The organism is Paenibacillus chondroitinus NBRC 15376, from assembly GCF_004000765.1.
In the GTDB taxonomy this organism is placed as follows: domain Bacteria; phylum Bacillota; class Bacilli; order Paenibacillales; family NBRC-103111; genus Paenibacillus_E; species Paenibacillus_E chondroitinus.
Genome location: NZ_BILW01000002.1, coordinates 1 through 17,618, shown reverse-complemented (window position 1 = coordinate 17,618; position 17,618 = coordinate 1). Strand labels below are relative to the sequence as shown.

Here is a 17,618-nt window from a genome sequence, read left to right as displayed (position 1 = left end):
TATGGCAACGGTAGCGTTTCATACATTAGGTTGTAAAGTTAATTTCTATGATACAGAGGCCATATGGCAGCTTTTCAAAAATGAGGGATATGAACAGGTTGATTTCGAGCAAACGGCAGACGTTTACGTGATCAATACTTGTACGGTAACGAACACGGGGGATAAAAAGAGCCGCCAAATGATTCGCCGTGCGATTCGTCGCAATCCGGAGGCGATAGTTGCCGTAACAGGCTGTTATGCGCAAACTTCCCCGGCTGAGATCATGGCGATTCCGGGTGTCGATATGGTTATCGGTACACAGGACCGGGACAAAATTATTCCGATTGTGAAGCAATTTGAAACGGATCGCCAACCGATTAATGCGGTTCGCAACATCATGAAAACACGTCAGTTTGAAGAACTGGATGTGCCTGATTTTGCTGATCGGACAAGAGCTTTTCTGAAAATTCAAGAGGGCTGCAACAATTTCTGTACATTTTGTATCATTCCATGGTCGCGCGGGCTAATGCGCAGCCGTGAGCCACAAAGCGTTATTGCGCAAGCGGAGCAATTAGTGGCTGCAGGCTATCAGGAAATTGTCCTGACGGGTATTCATACCGGCGGATATGGCGAAGATATTGAGGATTACAGCTTGGCTAAATTGCTTTGGGATTTGGACAAAGTCGAAGGCCTGAAACGTATTCGGATTTCTTCCATCGAAGCAAGCCAAATTACAGACGAAGTCATTGAGGTTCTGAAATCCTCGGACAAAATGTGCCGTCATCTGCATATTCCTTTGCAAGCTGGAGATGACCGTGTATTAGCTCGCATGCGCAGAAAATATACGACAGCTGAATTCGCCAGCAAAATTGAGCGCCTGCATGAGATTATGCCGGACGTTGCCATTACGACGGACGTGATTGTGGGCTTCCCCGGTGAAACCGAAGAAATGTTCCGTAACGGCGTAGAATTCATGGAACGCATGAAATTCTCCGAGATGCACGTCTTCCCTTATTCCAAGCGGACTGGAACACCAGCGGCGCGAATGGAAGATCAAGTGGATGAGGAAATCAAAAATACGCGCGTTCACGAGCTGATCGATCTTTCTGAGAAAATGCAGCTTGCTTATGCGCAGCAGTTTGTAGGTCAAGTACTGGAAGTAATTCCGGAACGTGCTTACAAAGGCGCACCTGACAGCGGTTTGTACATGGGCTACTCGGATAACTATGTTCAGCTTGTTTTCCAAGGTTCAGAAGACATGATCGGCCAAGTTTGCCGTGTGAAAGTGACGGAAGCGGGCGTGAATGAAAGCAAAGGCCAATTGGTACGAGTGCTAGAAACAGCAGCTGTTGTAAATTTGTAAGCCAAATCTTTAGACGTTAACATGTACCTCTAAGCGCGGTCGCTTCCTGAGTTGGCCGCGATAGAGGTTTTCTCTATTAGCAGCGAGGCTGGACGAAAAATGAGGATGAGGTGGATCTAATGACTTTACATGCCAAAGAAATTGCCAAATATATCGATCATACCCTTTTGAAACCAGATGCAAGTACAGCGGCTATCCACAAACTATGCGAAGAGGCGGCTGAGCATCAATTTTTCAGCGTGTGCGTGAACTCACAGTTTGTTGGAATAGCTAGCAAGGCGCTGGAAGGTACTGGCGTGAAAGTTGCAGCAGTTGTTGGGTTCCCGCTTGGAGCAAGCTTGAGTGAAGTGAAAGCTTATGAAGCTGCGAAGGCAGTTGAACAAGGTGCCGCTGAAATCGATACCGTGCTTCCGATCGGTCTGCTTCTGGAAGGTCAATATGATGCCGTTCGTTCGGATATTAAGCAAGTCGTCGATGCAGTCAAAGGCAAAGCGATTGTTAAAGTGATTATGGAAACCGGCTTTTTGAACGATGAGCAAAAAATAATGGCTTGCAAGCTTTCGGAAGAAGCTGGCGCTCACTTTGTCAAAACATCCACAGGGTTTGGTCCAGGCGGTGCGACAGTAGAAGATGTACGTCTTATGCGCGCAAACGTATCGGATACGATTGGCGTCAAAGCATCGGGCGGCGTAAGAGATCTGCAAGCAGCGGTTGCGATGATTGAAGCCGGAGCAACTCGTTTGGGTACTAGCTCAGGCGTAGCTATTGTGAACGGAACTCAAGGCGCTTCCACATATTAAGATAGCAAAAAGGTAAGGCGATCAGCGAACAGACGACATTGAAAATCGTTTGTGAACGAGCGATTTGCGACGATGCGTCATCTGCGAGATGAGCCGAAAGACTGACAAGCTGATGGATGAAGGGGTAAAAGAGGATCGCTCCTCCGACGTTGAGCAGGATGTGCGACCAGGCGACGTATCGCCCGGCGCGTGAGGAGCTCATCCCGGCGATCAGTGCCGTCACACAGGTGCCGACATTGGCGCCAATTGTGATGGCAATGCCCAGCTCGACGGGGATGCCCTGGATCGCGGCGAGGCCCATGGCCATCGCGATAACCGCTGCGCTGCTGTGCACCAGAGCCGTAACGGCCGCGCCGGCGATAATGCCCCACAGCAAGCTTTGCTTGGCTTCGGTGACAAACCAAGCGAAGAGCCCCCGGGACTGCAGCGCAGGCCCGATGGTTTGCATGATCTCGATGCCGAGCAGCACGAGAGAAAAGCCCGCCACCGCCAGCGATCCGTAGCGGACGCTGCGCAGCCATTCGCGCCCGCCGGCAGGGGCGGCTGGTTCTTGCCCTTGCGCCGTTGATGGCGGCAAGGGGCCGGCCAGCCAGCTCGCCATCCAGATGGCGGCGCTCACAAGCAGGATCGGCACACCGATCCCCCCGAGGCTGAGTCCGATCAGCTCGGTGGTGAGGCAAGTGCCGATGTTGGTGCCGAGAATGACGCCGAGCGTTCTCGGGAAGGTTAGGACGCCGGCGCCGACAAGGCCGATGGCGATGACCGTAATGGCGGTGCTGCTTTGCAGCGCCGCCGTGAGCACGGTGCCGGTGACGAGGCCGCGCACCGGCGTTCGGGTAAACCGCTCCAGCCACAGCTGGAGGCGGGGGCCGGCCCACCGTTGAAGCGCTGTTTCCATGAGCTTCATGCCGAAGAGAAATAAAACTAACCCTGCAACCACGGGTAGGATAATGGTATTTATCATCATAGCATTCTCCCTCGCAAATGAACTTTTCATTATCACTCAATATATGTGACCGTACAGACAAGCATGACAAGCACCAAAGAGACGGAACGGCATCACACAAAGGACGGCTAAAGGATATATGGCAGCAGTATTTTTACATAAGAAACGTAAACCTCGTTTAGAGCAAGGTCACCCATGGGTGTACAAAAGTGAAATTGAGCGTGTAGACGGAGAAGTTGTGCCAGGACAGCTTGTTCCGGTGCAAACACATCTGGGCCAGTATTTAGCGACGGGTTATTACAATGAAGCTTCGCAAATTACGGTCCGAATTGTATCTTACAAGCCGCTTGAAGCCATGACGACAGACTTTTTTGTAGAACGGTTCACACGCTGCTTGCAGCATCGCAGCCGCTTCGTAAAAGAGGCGAAATCTTACCGGTTGGTCTATGGTGAAGCGGACTTTTTACCAGGGCTTATTGTAGATAAATTCGAAGATACGCTCGTTGTGCAGATTCTTACCTTGGGGATGGATCGCTGCCGTGAGCAAATTGTTGCTGCACTCGTTCAGGTTGTAAAGCCTGCAGGGATCTATGAGCGCAGCGACGTGTCGATACGTGAGTTGGAAGGATTGGAACAAACCAAAGGCCTGTTATATGGTGAGTGTCCCAAACATGTGGACATTCTTGAAAATGGTCTGCGCATTCGGGTAGACATCGAAGAAGGCCAAAAAACCGGTTATTTCTTCGACCAAAGAGAAAATCGTGCAGCTATTGCTCCATTGATGACAGGTTGGGGTTATCGCAGCGGTATTGAGCTTCGTGAAGTCGAACATGAGGGAGCCATGCAAACACTACCAGTTAATGCGAACGGCAAAGTCGTGACATTCCCTTACTGGGATGGTGCTTCCGTACTGGAGTGCTTCTCTCATACCGGCAGCTTTACCCTCAATGCTTGTAAATTCGGCGCGAAAAAAGTGACCTGCCTGGACATTTCCGAGCATGCCATTGAGAGCGCGAGAACGAATGTCGGGTTGAACGGCTTCGAAGACCGTGTCGAGTTCGTAGTTGCAGATGCATTTGAATACTTGCGGACCCAAGTCAAAGGCTTGGATGAACGGAAAGTGCGCGCCAACGCCGGCAGCGGCGGACAAGGGAAGAAGATCGATACATCCAAGCCGGTTGCTGAAGGCGGCAGGACTTGGGACGTTGTCATTCTGGATCCGCCTGCTTTTGCCAAAACGAAAAGCGCAGTTGAAGGCGCATGCCGCGGCTACAAGGATATTAACCTGCACGGCATGAAGCTTGTGAATGAAGGCGGGTACCTTGTGACGGCGAGCTGCTCGTACCACATGCATCCGGAGCTTTTCCTGGAGACGATTCATGCGGCGGCGACGGATGCAGGCAAAATCCTGCGTTTAGTTGAATTCCGCGGAGCAGGCATGGATCATCCGCGTATTCTCGGCGTGGATGAAGGACATTACTTGAAGTTCGCGATTTTTGAGGTGCGAAGCAAATAAGCTGAGTGGAGCGGGGCCAATGTGGCCTCGCTTTTTTTGGCTAGATGGGCTTACAGGGAACTAGGGTCCGTTATTCACTTGAAAAAACGGATTTCAATGGATGAAATCCAATGAAAACGCCAAAAGTAACTCGAAATTGCTCATTTCCTTGGACAAAATCCAACGTAATGGCATCGTCTGGCGCTACAACACCACGATTAACCGATCTCATTGGATTTTATCCAGTGAGATCAATAATTGAGCTGCTAAATCACTGTGTTCGTTGGATTTTATCCAGCGAATCAAAGGTCAGCACTATTTTCAACATAAATGAATATAATCACTCAACTTTAAGTGAAAGATTTCATTTATCATAACGAAAGAAAACGCGAATTGGATGAACATCTCATTTCCGAATATGATGAAGAAAAGCGATTTCAAACTTCACAGCGAAAGGAAAATGACGAGATGGCATCCGTAACCGGTTTGGACGGCATTATAGCGGCAGAAACAGAATTGTCCATGGTTGATGGTCAGAATGGCGTTCTTGTGTATCGCGGATACGAAGCGAAGGAGCTCGCGCTGCACAACAGTTTTGAGGAAGTCGCCTATTTATTGTGGCATGGTGAGCTTCCTTCCACGGACATACTCAACGAGTTCAAAAAGAGATGGGCGGAACAACGCAGCATCCCTGCTGAACTAAAGGCGGTATTGGATTTGCTCCCCAAGGAAAGTGAAATGATGAGCGTGCTTCGCACAGCTACCTCAGTTCTAGGTACAATCGTCCATCGGGAGGCTGAATGGCCGCTGCATTTTGAGCAGATTCTTACGAATACTCTCATGCTCCCAACGATCATTGCTTACCACTATCGGAGGTCGCAAGGGCTATTGCCCATCGAGCCTGACCCGCAGTTAGATCATGTGGCCAACTATTTGTACATGCTGACTGGTTCCGTGCCGCAGCAGGTTCATGTGAAGGTGCTAACAGCTTATTTGATTTTAGCTATGGAGCATGGGATGAACGCTTCCACCTTTGCCGGACGTGTTGTGTTATCCACACAATCTGATCTTGCTTCTGCGCTCTGCGCTTCAATAGGCGCAATGAAAGGACCCTTGCACGGAGGAGCGCCATCGGAAGTGCTTCATATGCTTGATGCGATTGGAGACAAAGAGCAGGCGGAGGCATGGCTGCGTGATGAGCTGAAGGCTGGTCGAAAACTCATGGGCTTTGGTCACCGCATTTACAAAACAAACGATCCCAGAGCGGAAGCGCTTCGCCAGCTCATGACCGAGTTAGCTGCTGAGGATCCATGGTTCGATTTGGCCATCCACGTAGAAAAGGTAGCTGTCGAGCTGCTAAATGAATATAAACCTGGCCGGAAATTGTACGTGAACGTAGAATTTTATGCTGCAGCCGTGATGCGGGCTATTGCGCTTCCGACATCTCTCTTCACACCTAGTTTCACGCTGAGCAGAATGGTAGGGTGGACGGCTCACTTAATGGAGCAAACGAGTTGTAATCGTATTTTTCGGCCACAATCCGTTTATATCGGCGAATTGCCGCCGTCGCTGCAAAATCATGTCTAACCAACTGAAGACTTATAAATAAAAGCCTTTCTCCCTTGTCATGAATTTTCAAGCCAAGGAGGATAGGTTTTTTTGTTATACCATCTTAAGCCCATCATCTGCCACGCCTCTTTTCTACCAAAAGTATGATAGAATAGATAAGATTGATATCTTTTGAAATCAGCTTGAAGGAGGCCCTGTATGTCTATTCGTTTCGTGATCGGCAGAGCCGGCAGCGGAAAAAGTGAACGTTGTTTGATAGAAATGAAACAGCAGTTGGCGGTAGAGCCGGAGGGTGACCCGCTCGTGCTATTAGTGCCGGAGCAGGCGACCTTTCAGGCTGAGCATGCCATTGTGTCCGATCCCGGCATTCGGGGAATGATTCGCGCCCAAGTGTTAAGTTTTCACCGGTTGGCATGGCGTGTCATGCAAGAAGAGGGCGGTACAGCGAGACTGCCGATTGATGATATGGGTAAAAAATTGCTGCTTACAAGCATTTTACATAAACAGAAAGAAAAACTCCGCTTATTTGGCCACTCGGCTGAGCAAATGGGTTTTGTAGATCGGTTAAACCAGCTTTTTACGGAGATGAAAAGGTATTGTGTAACGGCTAAGCAGCTCGAAGAGCATGAGCAGAAACGGGCTTCCGTGCTTGGGGAGAGCGGTTTGCTGCGAGATAAAATGCATGACATTCAGCTGATTTACCGCCAATTCGAATCCGAGCTGTCCCGTCAATATTTGGACGGTGAGGATTATTTAACTCTGCTGGCGGAGCAGATTCCGAATTCCGCTTATTTGCGGTCCGCTTCGGTTTGGATCGATGGTTTTCACGGTTTTACGCCGCAGGAGTTTGCCGTGCTTGGCGCGTTATTTTCGACTTGCAAGCAGGTGACGATTACGCTGTGCCTCGATCGGGAGCTGCAAGCCGGGGATGCGCCGGATGAGTTGGATCTATTTCACCCTACGGCAATGACGATGGTTCGGCTGCAGGAGCTTATTTGGCAGCTTGGACTGCCGTCAGCCGAGGTTCATCTACTTGCGCCGGATCGCTCGCCACGTTATGACGATAGTCCGTTACTCGGATATTTGGAGCGCAACTTCGACCGTCGGATTGGCGGTGGAGCTCAGCGTTATAAACCGGCAGCGCATGAGAAAATCAGCGATCAGCTCGTAATTGCAGAAGCTGTCCACCGTCGTGCTGAAGTAGAAGGCGCAGTCAGGGATATGCTGCAGTTGGTTCGTGAGCATGGCGTACGTTGGCGTGAAATTGCCGTCATGGTTCGAAATATGGAAGGTTATCAGGATTTATTAAAAGCGGTACTGACCGACTACGAAATTCCGCACTTTTTTGATCAAAAGAGAACCGTTCTGCATCACCCGTTGGTTGAATTTATTCGTTCGGCGTTGGAAGTGGTCCAACACAATTGGCATTACGACGCCGTATTCCGCTGCGTCAAAACGGATTTGCTGCTGCCGAGCGAGGCGGCTGATCAGCGAACCGAGTTGGATAAGCTGGAAAACTATGTGCTGGCTTTCGGTATTCAAGGCTACAGGTGGACGGATGGTAAGCCATGGAGCTACAAGTTCCGGGCCAATCTGGAAGAAGCCGATGAAGGTGTACAAGAGCAAACGGCTGAATTAGCCGCTTTGAATAGAAGCAAAGAGTGGGTGGTTAGGCCGCTTCTTGCTTTTGCCAAACGTCTGCAGCAAGCCGGGTCAGTGAAAGCGCAAGTTGAGGCTCTATATGAACTTCTCATTGCCGTTCAGGCTCCCGACAAATTGGAAGCCTGGAGTCAGCAAGCGATTCAGGAAGGCAAGCCGGAGAAAGCCCGTGAGCATGGCCAAATGTGGAACAGTGTCATGGAGATGCTGGATCAGCTTGTGGAGACGATGGGGGACGATGAGCTGTCTCTTGAGATTTTTAACAGCCTCGTGGAGACGGGCATGGAAAGCATGAAGCTAGGGTTAGTGCCGCCTTCCATGGACCAATTATTGATCGGAAGCATGGATCGTACCCGTTCAAGCGGTATTCGTTATGCTTACATATTGGGTGTGAACGATGGCGTAATCCCTGCCCAAATGCCGGAAAAAGGGGTTCTGACGGAAGCGGAACGGAGCGTTCTGATGGAATCCGGCCTTCCGATGGCGGATGGAAGCAGACGCAAGCTGTTGGATGAGCAATTTATCGTCTATACGTCGTTAACCGTCCCGGGTAAAAGACTGTGGATGAGCTATCCGCTGGCAGATGAAGAGGGCAAATCTCTGCTGCCATCCGAGCTGATCAAACAAATGCGCCAATTATTTCCCGGAACTGAAACCCCGCTGTTGCTCGCTGAACCGGCTGCTGAATCCTCGGAAGATGAGCAAGCTGCCTATATGGCGCATCCGAATCAGGCGATCTCCTATTTGGCTGTGCGCATGAAGCACTGGATGCTTGGCGGCCGCATGGCGGATTTATGGTGGGAGACCTACAACTGGTATGCAGATAAACCCGAGTGGCAGATGAAGCTGCAATCCGTCGTTCAGGCGCTGGGCTATACGAATAAAGAGAACAAAATATCTTCCCGAACGAGCAAGCTGCTATACGGTCAAAATCTGCGGGCGAGTGTGTCACGCATGGAGAAATATGTGGCATGTCCCTTTTCCCACTTCGTATCTCACGGCTTGAGATTGCAGGAAAGACGCGTTTACCGGCTGGATGCCCCGGACATCGGGCAATTGTTTCATGCGGCATTAAACCAATTTGTCCAAAGATTGCAGCAGGATCAACTGGATTGGGGATCGCTGTCCGCAGAGGAGTGTATGGAGCGTTCCGCACAGGTTGTGGACGAGCTTGCCCCGAGACTGCAAGGGGAAATTTTGCTCAGTTCCAGCAGATATGCCTATATCGCGAGAAAATTAAAGCAAGTTGTGGGCAGAGCGGCTGTTGTTCTAGGTGAACATGCGAAACAAGGTCAGTTTGAACCGCTAGGTCTGGAAATCGACTTCGGACCGGGCAAAGAACTGCCGCCTTTAACCTTTGATTTAGAGAATGGCTGTACGATGGAAATCATTGGACGTATCGACCGGGTGGACCGTGCGGATGGCGAGCAGGGCGTATTACTGCGAGTCATTGATTACAAATCAAGCTCAACTTCCTTGCAGTTATCCGAAGTGTATTATGGACTGTCCTTACAAATGCTCACCTACTTGGATGTCATTATTACACATGCGGAACGTTGGCTGGGTATTGCGGCGAAGCCGGCGGGCGTGCTTTATTTCCATGTGCATAACCCGATGCTGCAGCAAAAAAATGCGCTGGATCCTGCAGCCGTGGAGAAAGAACTTCGGAAACGTTTTAAAATGAAAGGTTTGATCACGGCAGATCCTGAAGTTGCTGGATTGATGGATCGTGAGCTGTTAAAAAGCGCAGGGCACTCGCAATTAATTCCAGTTGCTTTGAAAAAGGATGGAAGCTTCTATTCAAGCTCCTCCGTTGCTACGGATGAACAGTGGGACACGCTCAGGAAATATGTGCGCAAGCAGGTAAAAGGAATCGGAACGAGCATTACTGATGGTCATGTCGACATTGCTCCTTATCGGCTTGGCAAAAAAACTGCCTGCTTGCACTGCTCTTATAAATCAATTTGTCAGTTTGATCCGTTGTTTGAAGGCAATGAAATTCACGTTTTGAGACAGCGGGGGAAAGACCAGCTCTGGTCCGAATTGGAGCAAAATGTTAGCCCGTGATGAAGACGGAAAGGAGTGCAACGAAGTGAATAAACAACAACAGCCCAAGCCTCCCGGCAGTACGTGGACGGACGATCAGTGGGACGCGATTACGCTCAAAGGTCAAAATATGCTCGTTGCCGCTGCGGCCGGATCAGGCAAAACCGCCGTACTCGTGGAGCGAATTATCCGGCGAATTTCCGATGAGTGGGAGCCCATCGATGTAGACAGGCTGCTGGTCGCAACCTTCACCAAAGCGGCGGCCTCGGAGATGAAACATCGCATACGCGAAGCGCTGGAGAAAGAGCTGATGAAGCAGCCGCACTCGCAGCATTTGCGCAAGCAGATCGCGCTGATGGGGCGCGCCTCGATTACAACGCTCCACTCCTTCTGCTTGGAAGTTGTGCAGCGTTACTTCAGCCTCATTCGTCTTGATCCCGGGTTCCGGATTGCGAATGAGACGGAAGCGGAACTGATGCGCCAAGATCTGCTTGGCGAGATGCTTGAGGAATATTACGCCGCAAGCGGAGAGAACAGCGCCTTCTGGCGGCTGGTCGATTCGTTTAGCGGCGAGCGGAACGACGACGCGATCATGCAGCTTATCCAGAAGCTGTATGATGTGTCGCGCAGTCACCCGTGGCCGGAGCATTGGCTCAGAGCGACGGCTTCGATGTTTGGAGCGCCGGAGCCTGCGCCGCAGGAGGTGCCGGATGAGGCGGCCGCCGTTATACAGGAGGCGCTGCCGTATGTTGCCGCTGCGTCAGCGCCGGCGGACTACGGGATTTGGGAGCAAAGTCTGATTCGCGACCTCGTTTTGGAATTGGAAGGAGCCGCCGACTTATTGCGGCAGGCGATAGAGATCGCCGATTCGCCAGGCGGGCCAGCTCCTTATTTGGACAACTTGCGAGAAGATTTACTGCTCGTAAATAACCTGCTGGAAACGACAACTTATCCGTGGTCCGTACTGTATATGGGTTTTCAAACCGTCGAGTTTGGCAAGCTCAAAGCTTGCAAAGGCGACGACTACGATAAAGCGATGCAGGAAGAAGTGAAAGAGCTTCGCAATAAAGTCAAAGAGCAAATTAACAAAATGCAAGAGGAGCTGTTCGGCCGAACCCCGGAGCAATTCCATCAGGAGATTGCCGACATGGCGCCACTTTTGCATACGTTAGTAGATCTGGTTGCGGATTTCGGGCATCGTTATCAGGCAGGTAAACAAGCGAAAGGCTTGATCGATTTTGCCGATTTGGAACATTACTGCTTACAAATTTTAAGTGCGCCTGGCTCTATTCCGGGTGAATTGGTTCCATCTGAGGCTGCACAGGCATATCGGAAGCAATTCGCTGAAGTGCTGCTCGACGAATATCAGGATACGAATCGTGTACAGGAAGCGATTGTGGAATTAATTTCGAACGCTAACCCTGGAAATCGATTCATGGTTGGCGATGTAAAACAAAGTATTTACCGATTCCGGCTTGCGGAGCCGGGCCTCTTCCTTGAAAAATATAAAGCTTACCGCTCCAAAAAGGATGAGTTTCCGGAAGGATCGTCCGCAGGCGGCAGAATTGATTTGGCGCGTAACTTCCGCAGCCGTATCGAAGTCGTGGACGCGGTCAATTTTATTTTTAAACAAATGATGAACGAAACCGTAGGCGAAGTCGCTTATGATGAGCGCGCTGAGCTCGTGTATGGAGCGGGTTATCCGCCATCTGCCTCGGATTGTTCCGTTGAGATGCTGATCATTGATCGAGGAACAGATGCGCCAGACCCGAGTGAATCCTATTCGGCTGATTTGGAAGAAAGTGAAGAGATAACTGCCGAAGCTTCACCCGAAGGTGCTGCTGTTGATCCTGTTTTGGAAGCGCAGGAGCTGGAAACCGCGCAATTGGAAGCGCGAACCATTGCCCGCCAAATTCAGGGGCTGATGGGTACCGGAGGCGAGGAAGCTTTTCAAGTATTTGATAAAAGAACCGGCGGTGACCGCCCTGTCACGTACCGGGATATCGTCATCCTGCTGCGCGCCACGCAGATGTGGTCGCCTATTCTCATCGAAGAACTCAAAAAGATGGGCATACCTGCTTACGCAGAGCTAAGTACAGGCTATTTTTCCGCAACAGAAGTGGAAGTTATGTTATCCCTTTTGAAAGTCATCGATAATCCGTATCAGGATGTACCGCTTGCGGCTGTACTGCGGTCACCGGTGGTGCAGTTAACGGCCGAAGATTTGGCACAGATTCGCATCGCAGATAAATCGGTACCCTTCTACGACTCTGTGCTGCAGGCCGCTGGGAGCGAGAAAACCGAAGAAAATGAGGTTTTGCTGCAAAAGCTGAACTACTTCCTGGAGCTGCTGGAAACGTGGCGGACCGAGGCGAGACAAGGCTCTTTGGCGGATTTAATCTGGCATATTTATAGACAAACAGGCTACTACGATTTCGCAGGCGGTTTGCCGGGTGGCGTGCAAAGGCAGGCTAATTTAAGGGCGTTGTACGATCGTGCCAGACAATATGAAAGCACATCCTTGCGCGGGTTGTTCCGATTCCTTCGTTTTATTGAAAGAATGAAAGAAAGCGGCGGGGATCTGGGCACAGCGCGTGCGCTCGGAGAACAGGAAGACGTTGTAAGGATCATGTCGATTCATAAAAGTAAAGGGCTGGAATTCCCTGTTGTTTTCGTGGCGGGGATGGCCAAAATGTTTAACCAGCGGGATCTGAATGATTCGTTTCTTTTGCATAAAGAGCTTGGGTTCGGCCCGCGTTTTGTAGACACGACATTGCGTGTGAGCTATCCAACCTTGCCTTCTCTTGCGATTAAAAGAAGGATGAAACTGGAGCTGCTTGCGGAAGAAATGCGGGTGCTCTACGTAGCATTGACAAGAGCCAGAGAGAAGCTTTATTTGCTGGGGACTGTCAAATCATTGGATAAGCTCTTGCGCGGATGGGGCAGACATCTGTCCAGAACGGAATGGTATTTGCCCGATTTTGAACTGGCGAAAGCCAAAAGTTATCTGGATTGGGTAGGTCCAGCGCTGCTGCGGCATCCTCACGCCGGTCTCTGGAGGGAGCGTTTGGGCATTAGCGAAGCTTCATCAGGGGTACGATTATTGGATGATCCTTCGGCATGGAAGCTGAAGGTTATTAAGCCTGAAAGTCTGCTGGCGGATGAGGTGTTGGAAGAACATAATTTGGCCCCTGACGGAGACAGGATGGACAGTATTCGCAGGATTGAGACCGTAACGACATCGGGGGAATGGCAGGAGTGGCTGGATGACCGGCTGTCATGGTCGTATTCGTTCCCGGAAGCTCCTAAACTTTTTGCGAAGACGACGGTTTCCGAAATGAAGCGGTTGTCGGAACTAAATCGAATCTCGGATGAGATGGAAATGCCGGTTGCAACTGAAGTCATAGCTCCTGGAGCTGCGGCACCGACTTCCGGGAACGGAAGGTCGATGATTTGGCGCAGGCCTAAATTTATGGAAGAGAAGAAGCTGTCAGCAGCGGAAAAAGGAACGGTCGTTCACGCCGTCATGCAAAATCTCTCCCTGCAGGAAGCACCGACGGAAGCAAGCATTCGGGGGACACTGCAAGACATGCTAGCGAAGCAAACGTTGACCGCTGAGCAAAGTGAAGTGGTGGATATTCCGATAGTTTTGCGATTCTTCGAGACCGGAGTTGGACAACGGATGCTTCAGGCCAGGAATGTACAACGCGAGGTGCCTTTCAGCTATGGGCTGCAGGCAGACGAGGTTTACACGGGAACGAACCGTTCCACGAGCGGTGAAACGGTACTGATTCAAGGCGTCATCGATTGTTTATTCGAGGATGAGCTGGGTCTGGTTCTGGTTGATTATAAAACGGATGCAGTGAAAGGCAGCAGCGATGCGGAGCTGAAACTGCGGTATGAGCAGCAAATTTCTCTCTACACACGTGCCGTGGAACATATTTGGAAACGTCCGGTAAACGGCAAGTTTCTGTATTTCTTTGATGGAGCAAAGCTGCTCGAAATGTAAGGTGGAGGATGAGGTATGCGAATTTTACACACGGGTGACTGGCATTTTGGCCGAACGTTGGAAGGGCGAAGCCGTCTGGAGGAGCAGTCCGCATTTGTAGACGAGCTGGTAGGTATCGTACAAGACCAAGAGATTGACTTGGTCTTAATCGCCGGCGACGTGTATGACAGTGTCAATCCTCCGGCAGCTGCGGAACAGCTTTTTTATGATAGTATGGCCCGTCTCGCCGATGGCGGAAAACGTCATGTAGCCATCATCGCAGGCAACCATGACCATCCGGATCGCGTCGCTGCTGCAGCACCGCTTGCGGGAAAACAAAACATAACATTGATCGGTTTGCCTGTGCCTGAGATTCAATCGATAGGAATCGCTCGAACGGGCGAGCTTGCTCGTCTTATTGCATTGCCGTATCCATCGGAGTCGCGTCTTAAAGAGCTGCTCTCGGATGTAGCGGAGGAAGAAGCACTGAGGAGTAAGTATTCCGAACGGGTAGGGGCGCTTATTCGTAAACAGGCCGCAAGGTTTGAAGCGGGAACGGTTAATTTGATTATGAGTCACCTCTATGTGCTCGGAGGCCTCGAAACCGAGTCGGAACGGCCGATTCAAGTGGGCGGAGCATATACCGTAGATACAACAGCGCTGACAGCAGGGGCGCAGTATGTGGCGCTAGGGCATTTGCACAGACCGCAGAATGTAAAAGCAGCTTCGCCGATCCGCTATTGCGGATCGCCAATTGCTTATAGCTTCTCGGAGGCCGGACAAGCCAAGTCCGTAACGGTGCTTGATCTGCAGCCTGGACAGGCGGCTGAGCCGAAGGAGATTTTTCTCGCCTCTGGACGCCCGCTCGTCAGCTGGAAAGCTAGAGAGGGAATCGGGCAGGTTCACCAATGGCTGGATGAGAAGCGGGATGCTTCCGCATGGATCGACTTGGAGATCAACATGACAGAAGCCATGTCGATTGAACAAATTCAATCGCTGCGCAAAGCGTATGACGGTTTCATTCATATTCGTCCCATTTATCCGGAGATGGAGGCTGTCAGGGCAGCAGCACCGAAGGTGGATCTGTCCATGGAGGAGCATTTCACGCGCTTCTACTCCCGGCAAACCGGAGGAGCCCAGCCAGAGCCTGAGCTGATACGGCTGTTCTTGGAGCTGCTGGAGGAAAAGGAACAACTAGGAGGACCTGAATATGCGTCCAATTGAGCTGCAAATGTCCGGGCTCCAAAGCTATCGAGAACTGCAAACGATTGATTTTAACCAACTGCTAGGAGCGGGTGTGTTCGGTATCTTTGGACCGACGGGGAGCGGGAAATCGTCCATTCTCGATGCCATCACGCTATCGTTGTACGGTAAAGTCGAGCGGGCCAGCGGCGGCACGCAAGCAATCATGAATCATGCAGAGCAGACGCTGTTCGTTTCTTTCACTTTTGAGCTCACGAATGCAGCGGGCACAGAACGTTATCGCGTTGAGCGGCAATTCAAGCGCGGTACGGAAATGTCCATTAACGGAACGATCGCCCGATTACTGCATTTGCAAGACAAGGAGACGATCGTACTTGCGGATAAAGCGGGTGAAGTCAATCAGAAAGTGCTGCATATTCTTGGTCTGTCTATGCAGGATTTTACGAGAGCCGTCGTGCTGCCGCAAGGGAAATTCGCCGAGTTTCTGACGTTGACAGGCAAAGATCGCAGGCAAATGCTGCAAAGGCTTTTCCATCTCGAACAATACGGGGATCAGTTGAGCGCCAAAGTAAGCTCCAAAGTGAAAGAAACGGATAGCCTGGTGAAACAGCTTGCGGCCGAACAGATAGGCTTGGGCGACGCCTCGGAGCAAGCGCTGCTAGCAGCGAATGAGCGGCTTCAAGAAGCTGAACATGAAGCAGTGAGAAGCCGCCTGCACTTGACTGAACAGGAAAAGTGTTATGAGGAGCACAAGCAGATTTATCATTGGCAGCAGGAACAATCCGTGCTTGAATCGGAAGCGCAAAAGCTGCAGGAGCAAGAGCCGCAAATACGCGAAAAAGAGCTACTTTTGGGGCAGGCAGAGAAAGCTGAAAAAGTTAAACCTTATCTGGAACAGCATAAATTAGCTGTCAAAGACGTCACAGGCGGCCAGTCGAAGCTGGAGTCTGCTAAAGTGGACCAACAAGCATCTGAGGCAGCGTACCAGCAAGCAACGGAGCGGTATGAACAAGCTCAGCAAGAGCTTTCGCTGAAGGAAGGTCCTCTGTTACTGAGGTTAGACCAATTGCAGCAGGCCCTGGTTATTCAGCAGGAGCTGGATCAAGTTGACCAGCAAGTGAACCTTGCCCAGCAGCAAGAAAATGAAGTGAAAACAGCGTTAGCAGCGCTGCAAATGGATCTTAAGAAGAGCAATGAGACGAAGCAAAAAGCGATTTTAAAACAAACGGAACTAAAGGAACAACTCAAGCAGGTGGAGACCAATACGGCGACTACTCAGCTGTTACATAAAGCGCTTCAGGAGAAAAAGGCGATTGAACAGCTCCGGCTGCAAAAGGATGACGCTCAAAAGTCGTTCGAAGAGAGAGGGCGTTCGCATGCTGCGATCGAGCAAAATCAATTGCAGCTAGCCGGAAAACGGAAAGCAATGATGGACAAGCTGCATGGATGGCTCCAACGTTCAAGTGAAGTCAGCTCGGAGGGGCAGCAGCAGAATGTTTTATCCCATGCCTTTATTCCTGCCTTGCAAGATGAGCTGGCGCAGATGAAACAGCGTTGGAAAAGGCAAGAGCGTCATGCACTTGCGGCTATTTTGGCCAGTGAGCTAACGGATGGAGAACAATGTCCAGTGTGCGGAGCAACCGAGCATCCTTCCAAGCACATCCCATCGGCAGAACTGGTAAATGGAGAAGATGTCGAGCTGCAGCTTCAACAAGGGGAAGTGCTGCTTCAACGGGTTAAGGAGCGATTATATACTCATGAACAGCGTTTGATTCGAATGACAGCTGTTATGCAGCAAGCTGTTGAATTGGCGTCGCAACCATCACGATCGCCACTGGCTGACCACGAGGTTGGGCAAGTCTGGAAGGAAGCGGCAGCAGGTCTGGAACAAGCTGTATCTCCCCGTTTGGCTGAGTTACATGAAGAAACTGGACTCTCCGGCTTGGAACATCGATGGATGGAAATGGAAAAAGAATGGGGAGCAATCATCTCCCTTGCCGATGAATACGAACAGTCTTTTCAAGTTTTATCCAAAGAATATAGTGCGCTTGAACAACAAACTGTGCAAGCAGCCGCGCAGCAGCAAGCAGCTGCGAGTCTATTAACTGAGGCGGAAGCTAGACTGAAAGCTGCCCAAACAACAATGAACGAACAATTGAAGCAGTGGCAGGTTAGATATGCTGAGCTTTCTTGGGAAGAGATTGATCAGCAGCTGGAACAACTACTGGCCAAAGAAAGGCTGGCTGAAGAGCTTCGCGCACGCATCGAGAAAAGCGTGCCCTTCCTGGATGAGCTGGCCGTGAAGATCGATGAGCTTCAGCGTGCTGCTGCAGAGCAGGATCGGACCGCCCTGCAGCTGCACGAGCGTCTGAAGGGCCTTGCACAGCTCGCCGCCGACAAGTCGCGGCAGCTCGCGCAGTTCGCGCAGCGCGCGCCGGGCGCGGCTGTGCCGCAGCTCATCGCGGAGGCAACCTCCGCGCTGGAGCAGCTGCGCCTCGCCGCGCAGCAAACCAAGCTCGCGCACGCTGCAGCGCAGCGCGAGCAGTCCCTGGCGGCGCAGCGCTACAGCG

General features: G+C 51.1%; 10 protein-coding genes. 8 read left to right on the top strand and 2 right to left on the bottom strand.

Annotated elements, in window-relative coordinates:
* The first annotated feature begins 1 nt into the window (after position 1).
* Both mtaB and deoC read left to right on the top strand, forming a co-directional pair.
* A complete protein-coding gene (gene mtaB, locus PCH02S_RS02570) occupies positions 2 to 1,342 on the top strand; it encodes a tRNA (N(6)-L-threonylcarbamoyladenosine(37)-C(2))-methylthiotransferase MtaB (RefSeq protein WP_127449799.1) in 1,341 nt (446 codons plus the stop codon).
* A 119-nt stretch (positions 1,343 to 1,461) separates the two neighbouring features.
* Positions 1,462 to 2,142 carry a deoxyribose-phosphate aldolase gene (deoC, locus tag PCH02S_RS02565; RefSeq protein WP_127449797.1) on the top strand — a complete coding sequence of 227 codons (681 nt, stop codon included), beginning with the start codon at positions 1,462 to 1,464 and terminating at the stop codon, positions 2,140 to 2,142.
* Here deoC and PCH02S_RS02560 read toward each other — a convergent pair.
* Positions 2,105 to 3,109: a Na/Pi cotransporter family protein gene (locus PCH02S_RS02560; RefSeq protein ID WP_307719920.1), complete on the bottom strand. Its 1,005-nt coding sequence runs from the start codon at positions 3,107 to 3,109 to the stop codon at positions 2,105 to 2,107. The genes deoC and PCH02S_RS02560 overlap by 38 nt on opposite strands.
* Positions 3,110 to 3,227: 118 nt before the next feature.
* Here PCH02S_RS02560 and PCH02S_RS02555 point away from each other — a divergent pair, with 118 nt between their 5' ends.
* Complete coding sequence (locus PCH02S_RS02555) at positions 3,228 to 4,604, top strand: class I SAM-dependent rRNA methyltransferase (protein ID WP_127449795.1); 1,377 nt, start codon at positions 3,228 to 3,230, stop codon at positions 4,602 to 4,604.
* A gap of 70 nt (positions 4,605 to 4,674) precedes the next feature.
* On the opposite strand, the gene PCH02S_RS35535 is transcribed toward PCH02S_RS02555, so the two are convergent.
* Positions 4,675 to 4,815, bottom strand: coding sequence for a hypothetical protein (locus PCH02S_RS35535; RefSeq protein ID WP_164819410.1), 141 nt, complete (start codon positions 4,813 to 4,815; stop codon positions 4,675 to 4,677).
* A 236-nt stretch (positions 4,816 to 5,051) separates the two neighbouring features.
* On the opposite strand from PCH02S_RS35535, the gene PCH02S_RS02550 reads away from it, so the two are divergent.
* From PCH02S_RS02550 to PCH02S_RS02530, 5 genes are all read left to right on the top strand, one after another.
* The gene (locus tag PCH02S_RS02550; protein WP_127449793.1) at positions 5,052 to 6,170 is read left to right on the top strand and encodes a citrate synthase/methylcitrate synthase; all 1,119 of its coding nucleotides are present in this window, start codon (positions 5,052 to 5,054) and stop codon (positions 6,168 to 6,170) included.
* A gap of 180 nt (positions 6,171 to 6,350) precedes the next feature.
* Positions 6,351 to 9,878, top strand: a complete 3,528-nt coding sequence (gene addB, locus PCH02S_RS02545; RefSeq protein WP_127449791.1) for a helicase-exonuclease AddAB subunit AddB — start codon at positions 6,351 to 6,353, stop codon at positions 9,876 to 9,878.
* Positions 9,879 to 9,903: 25 nt separating this feature from the next.
* A complete protein-coding gene (gene addA / locus PCH02S_RS02540) occupies positions 9,904 to 13,866 on the top strand; it encodes a helicase-exonuclease AddAB subunit AddA (protein WP_246068927.1) in 3,963 nt (1,320 codons plus the stop codon).
* Positions 13,867 to 13,881: 15 nt separating this feature from the next.
* A complete protein-coding gene (locus PCH02S_RS02535; protein ID WP_127449787.1) occupies positions 13,882 to 15,069 on the top strand; it encodes an exonuclease SbcCD subunit D in 1,188 nt (395 codons plus the stop codon).
* A partial coding sequence (locus PCH02S_RS02530; RefSeq protein ID WP_164819409.1) for an AAA family ATPase occupies positions 15,056 to 17,618 on the top strand: 2,563 nt, incomplete at its 3' end. The genes PCH02S_RS02535 and PCH02S_RS02530, both read left to right, overlap by 14 nt.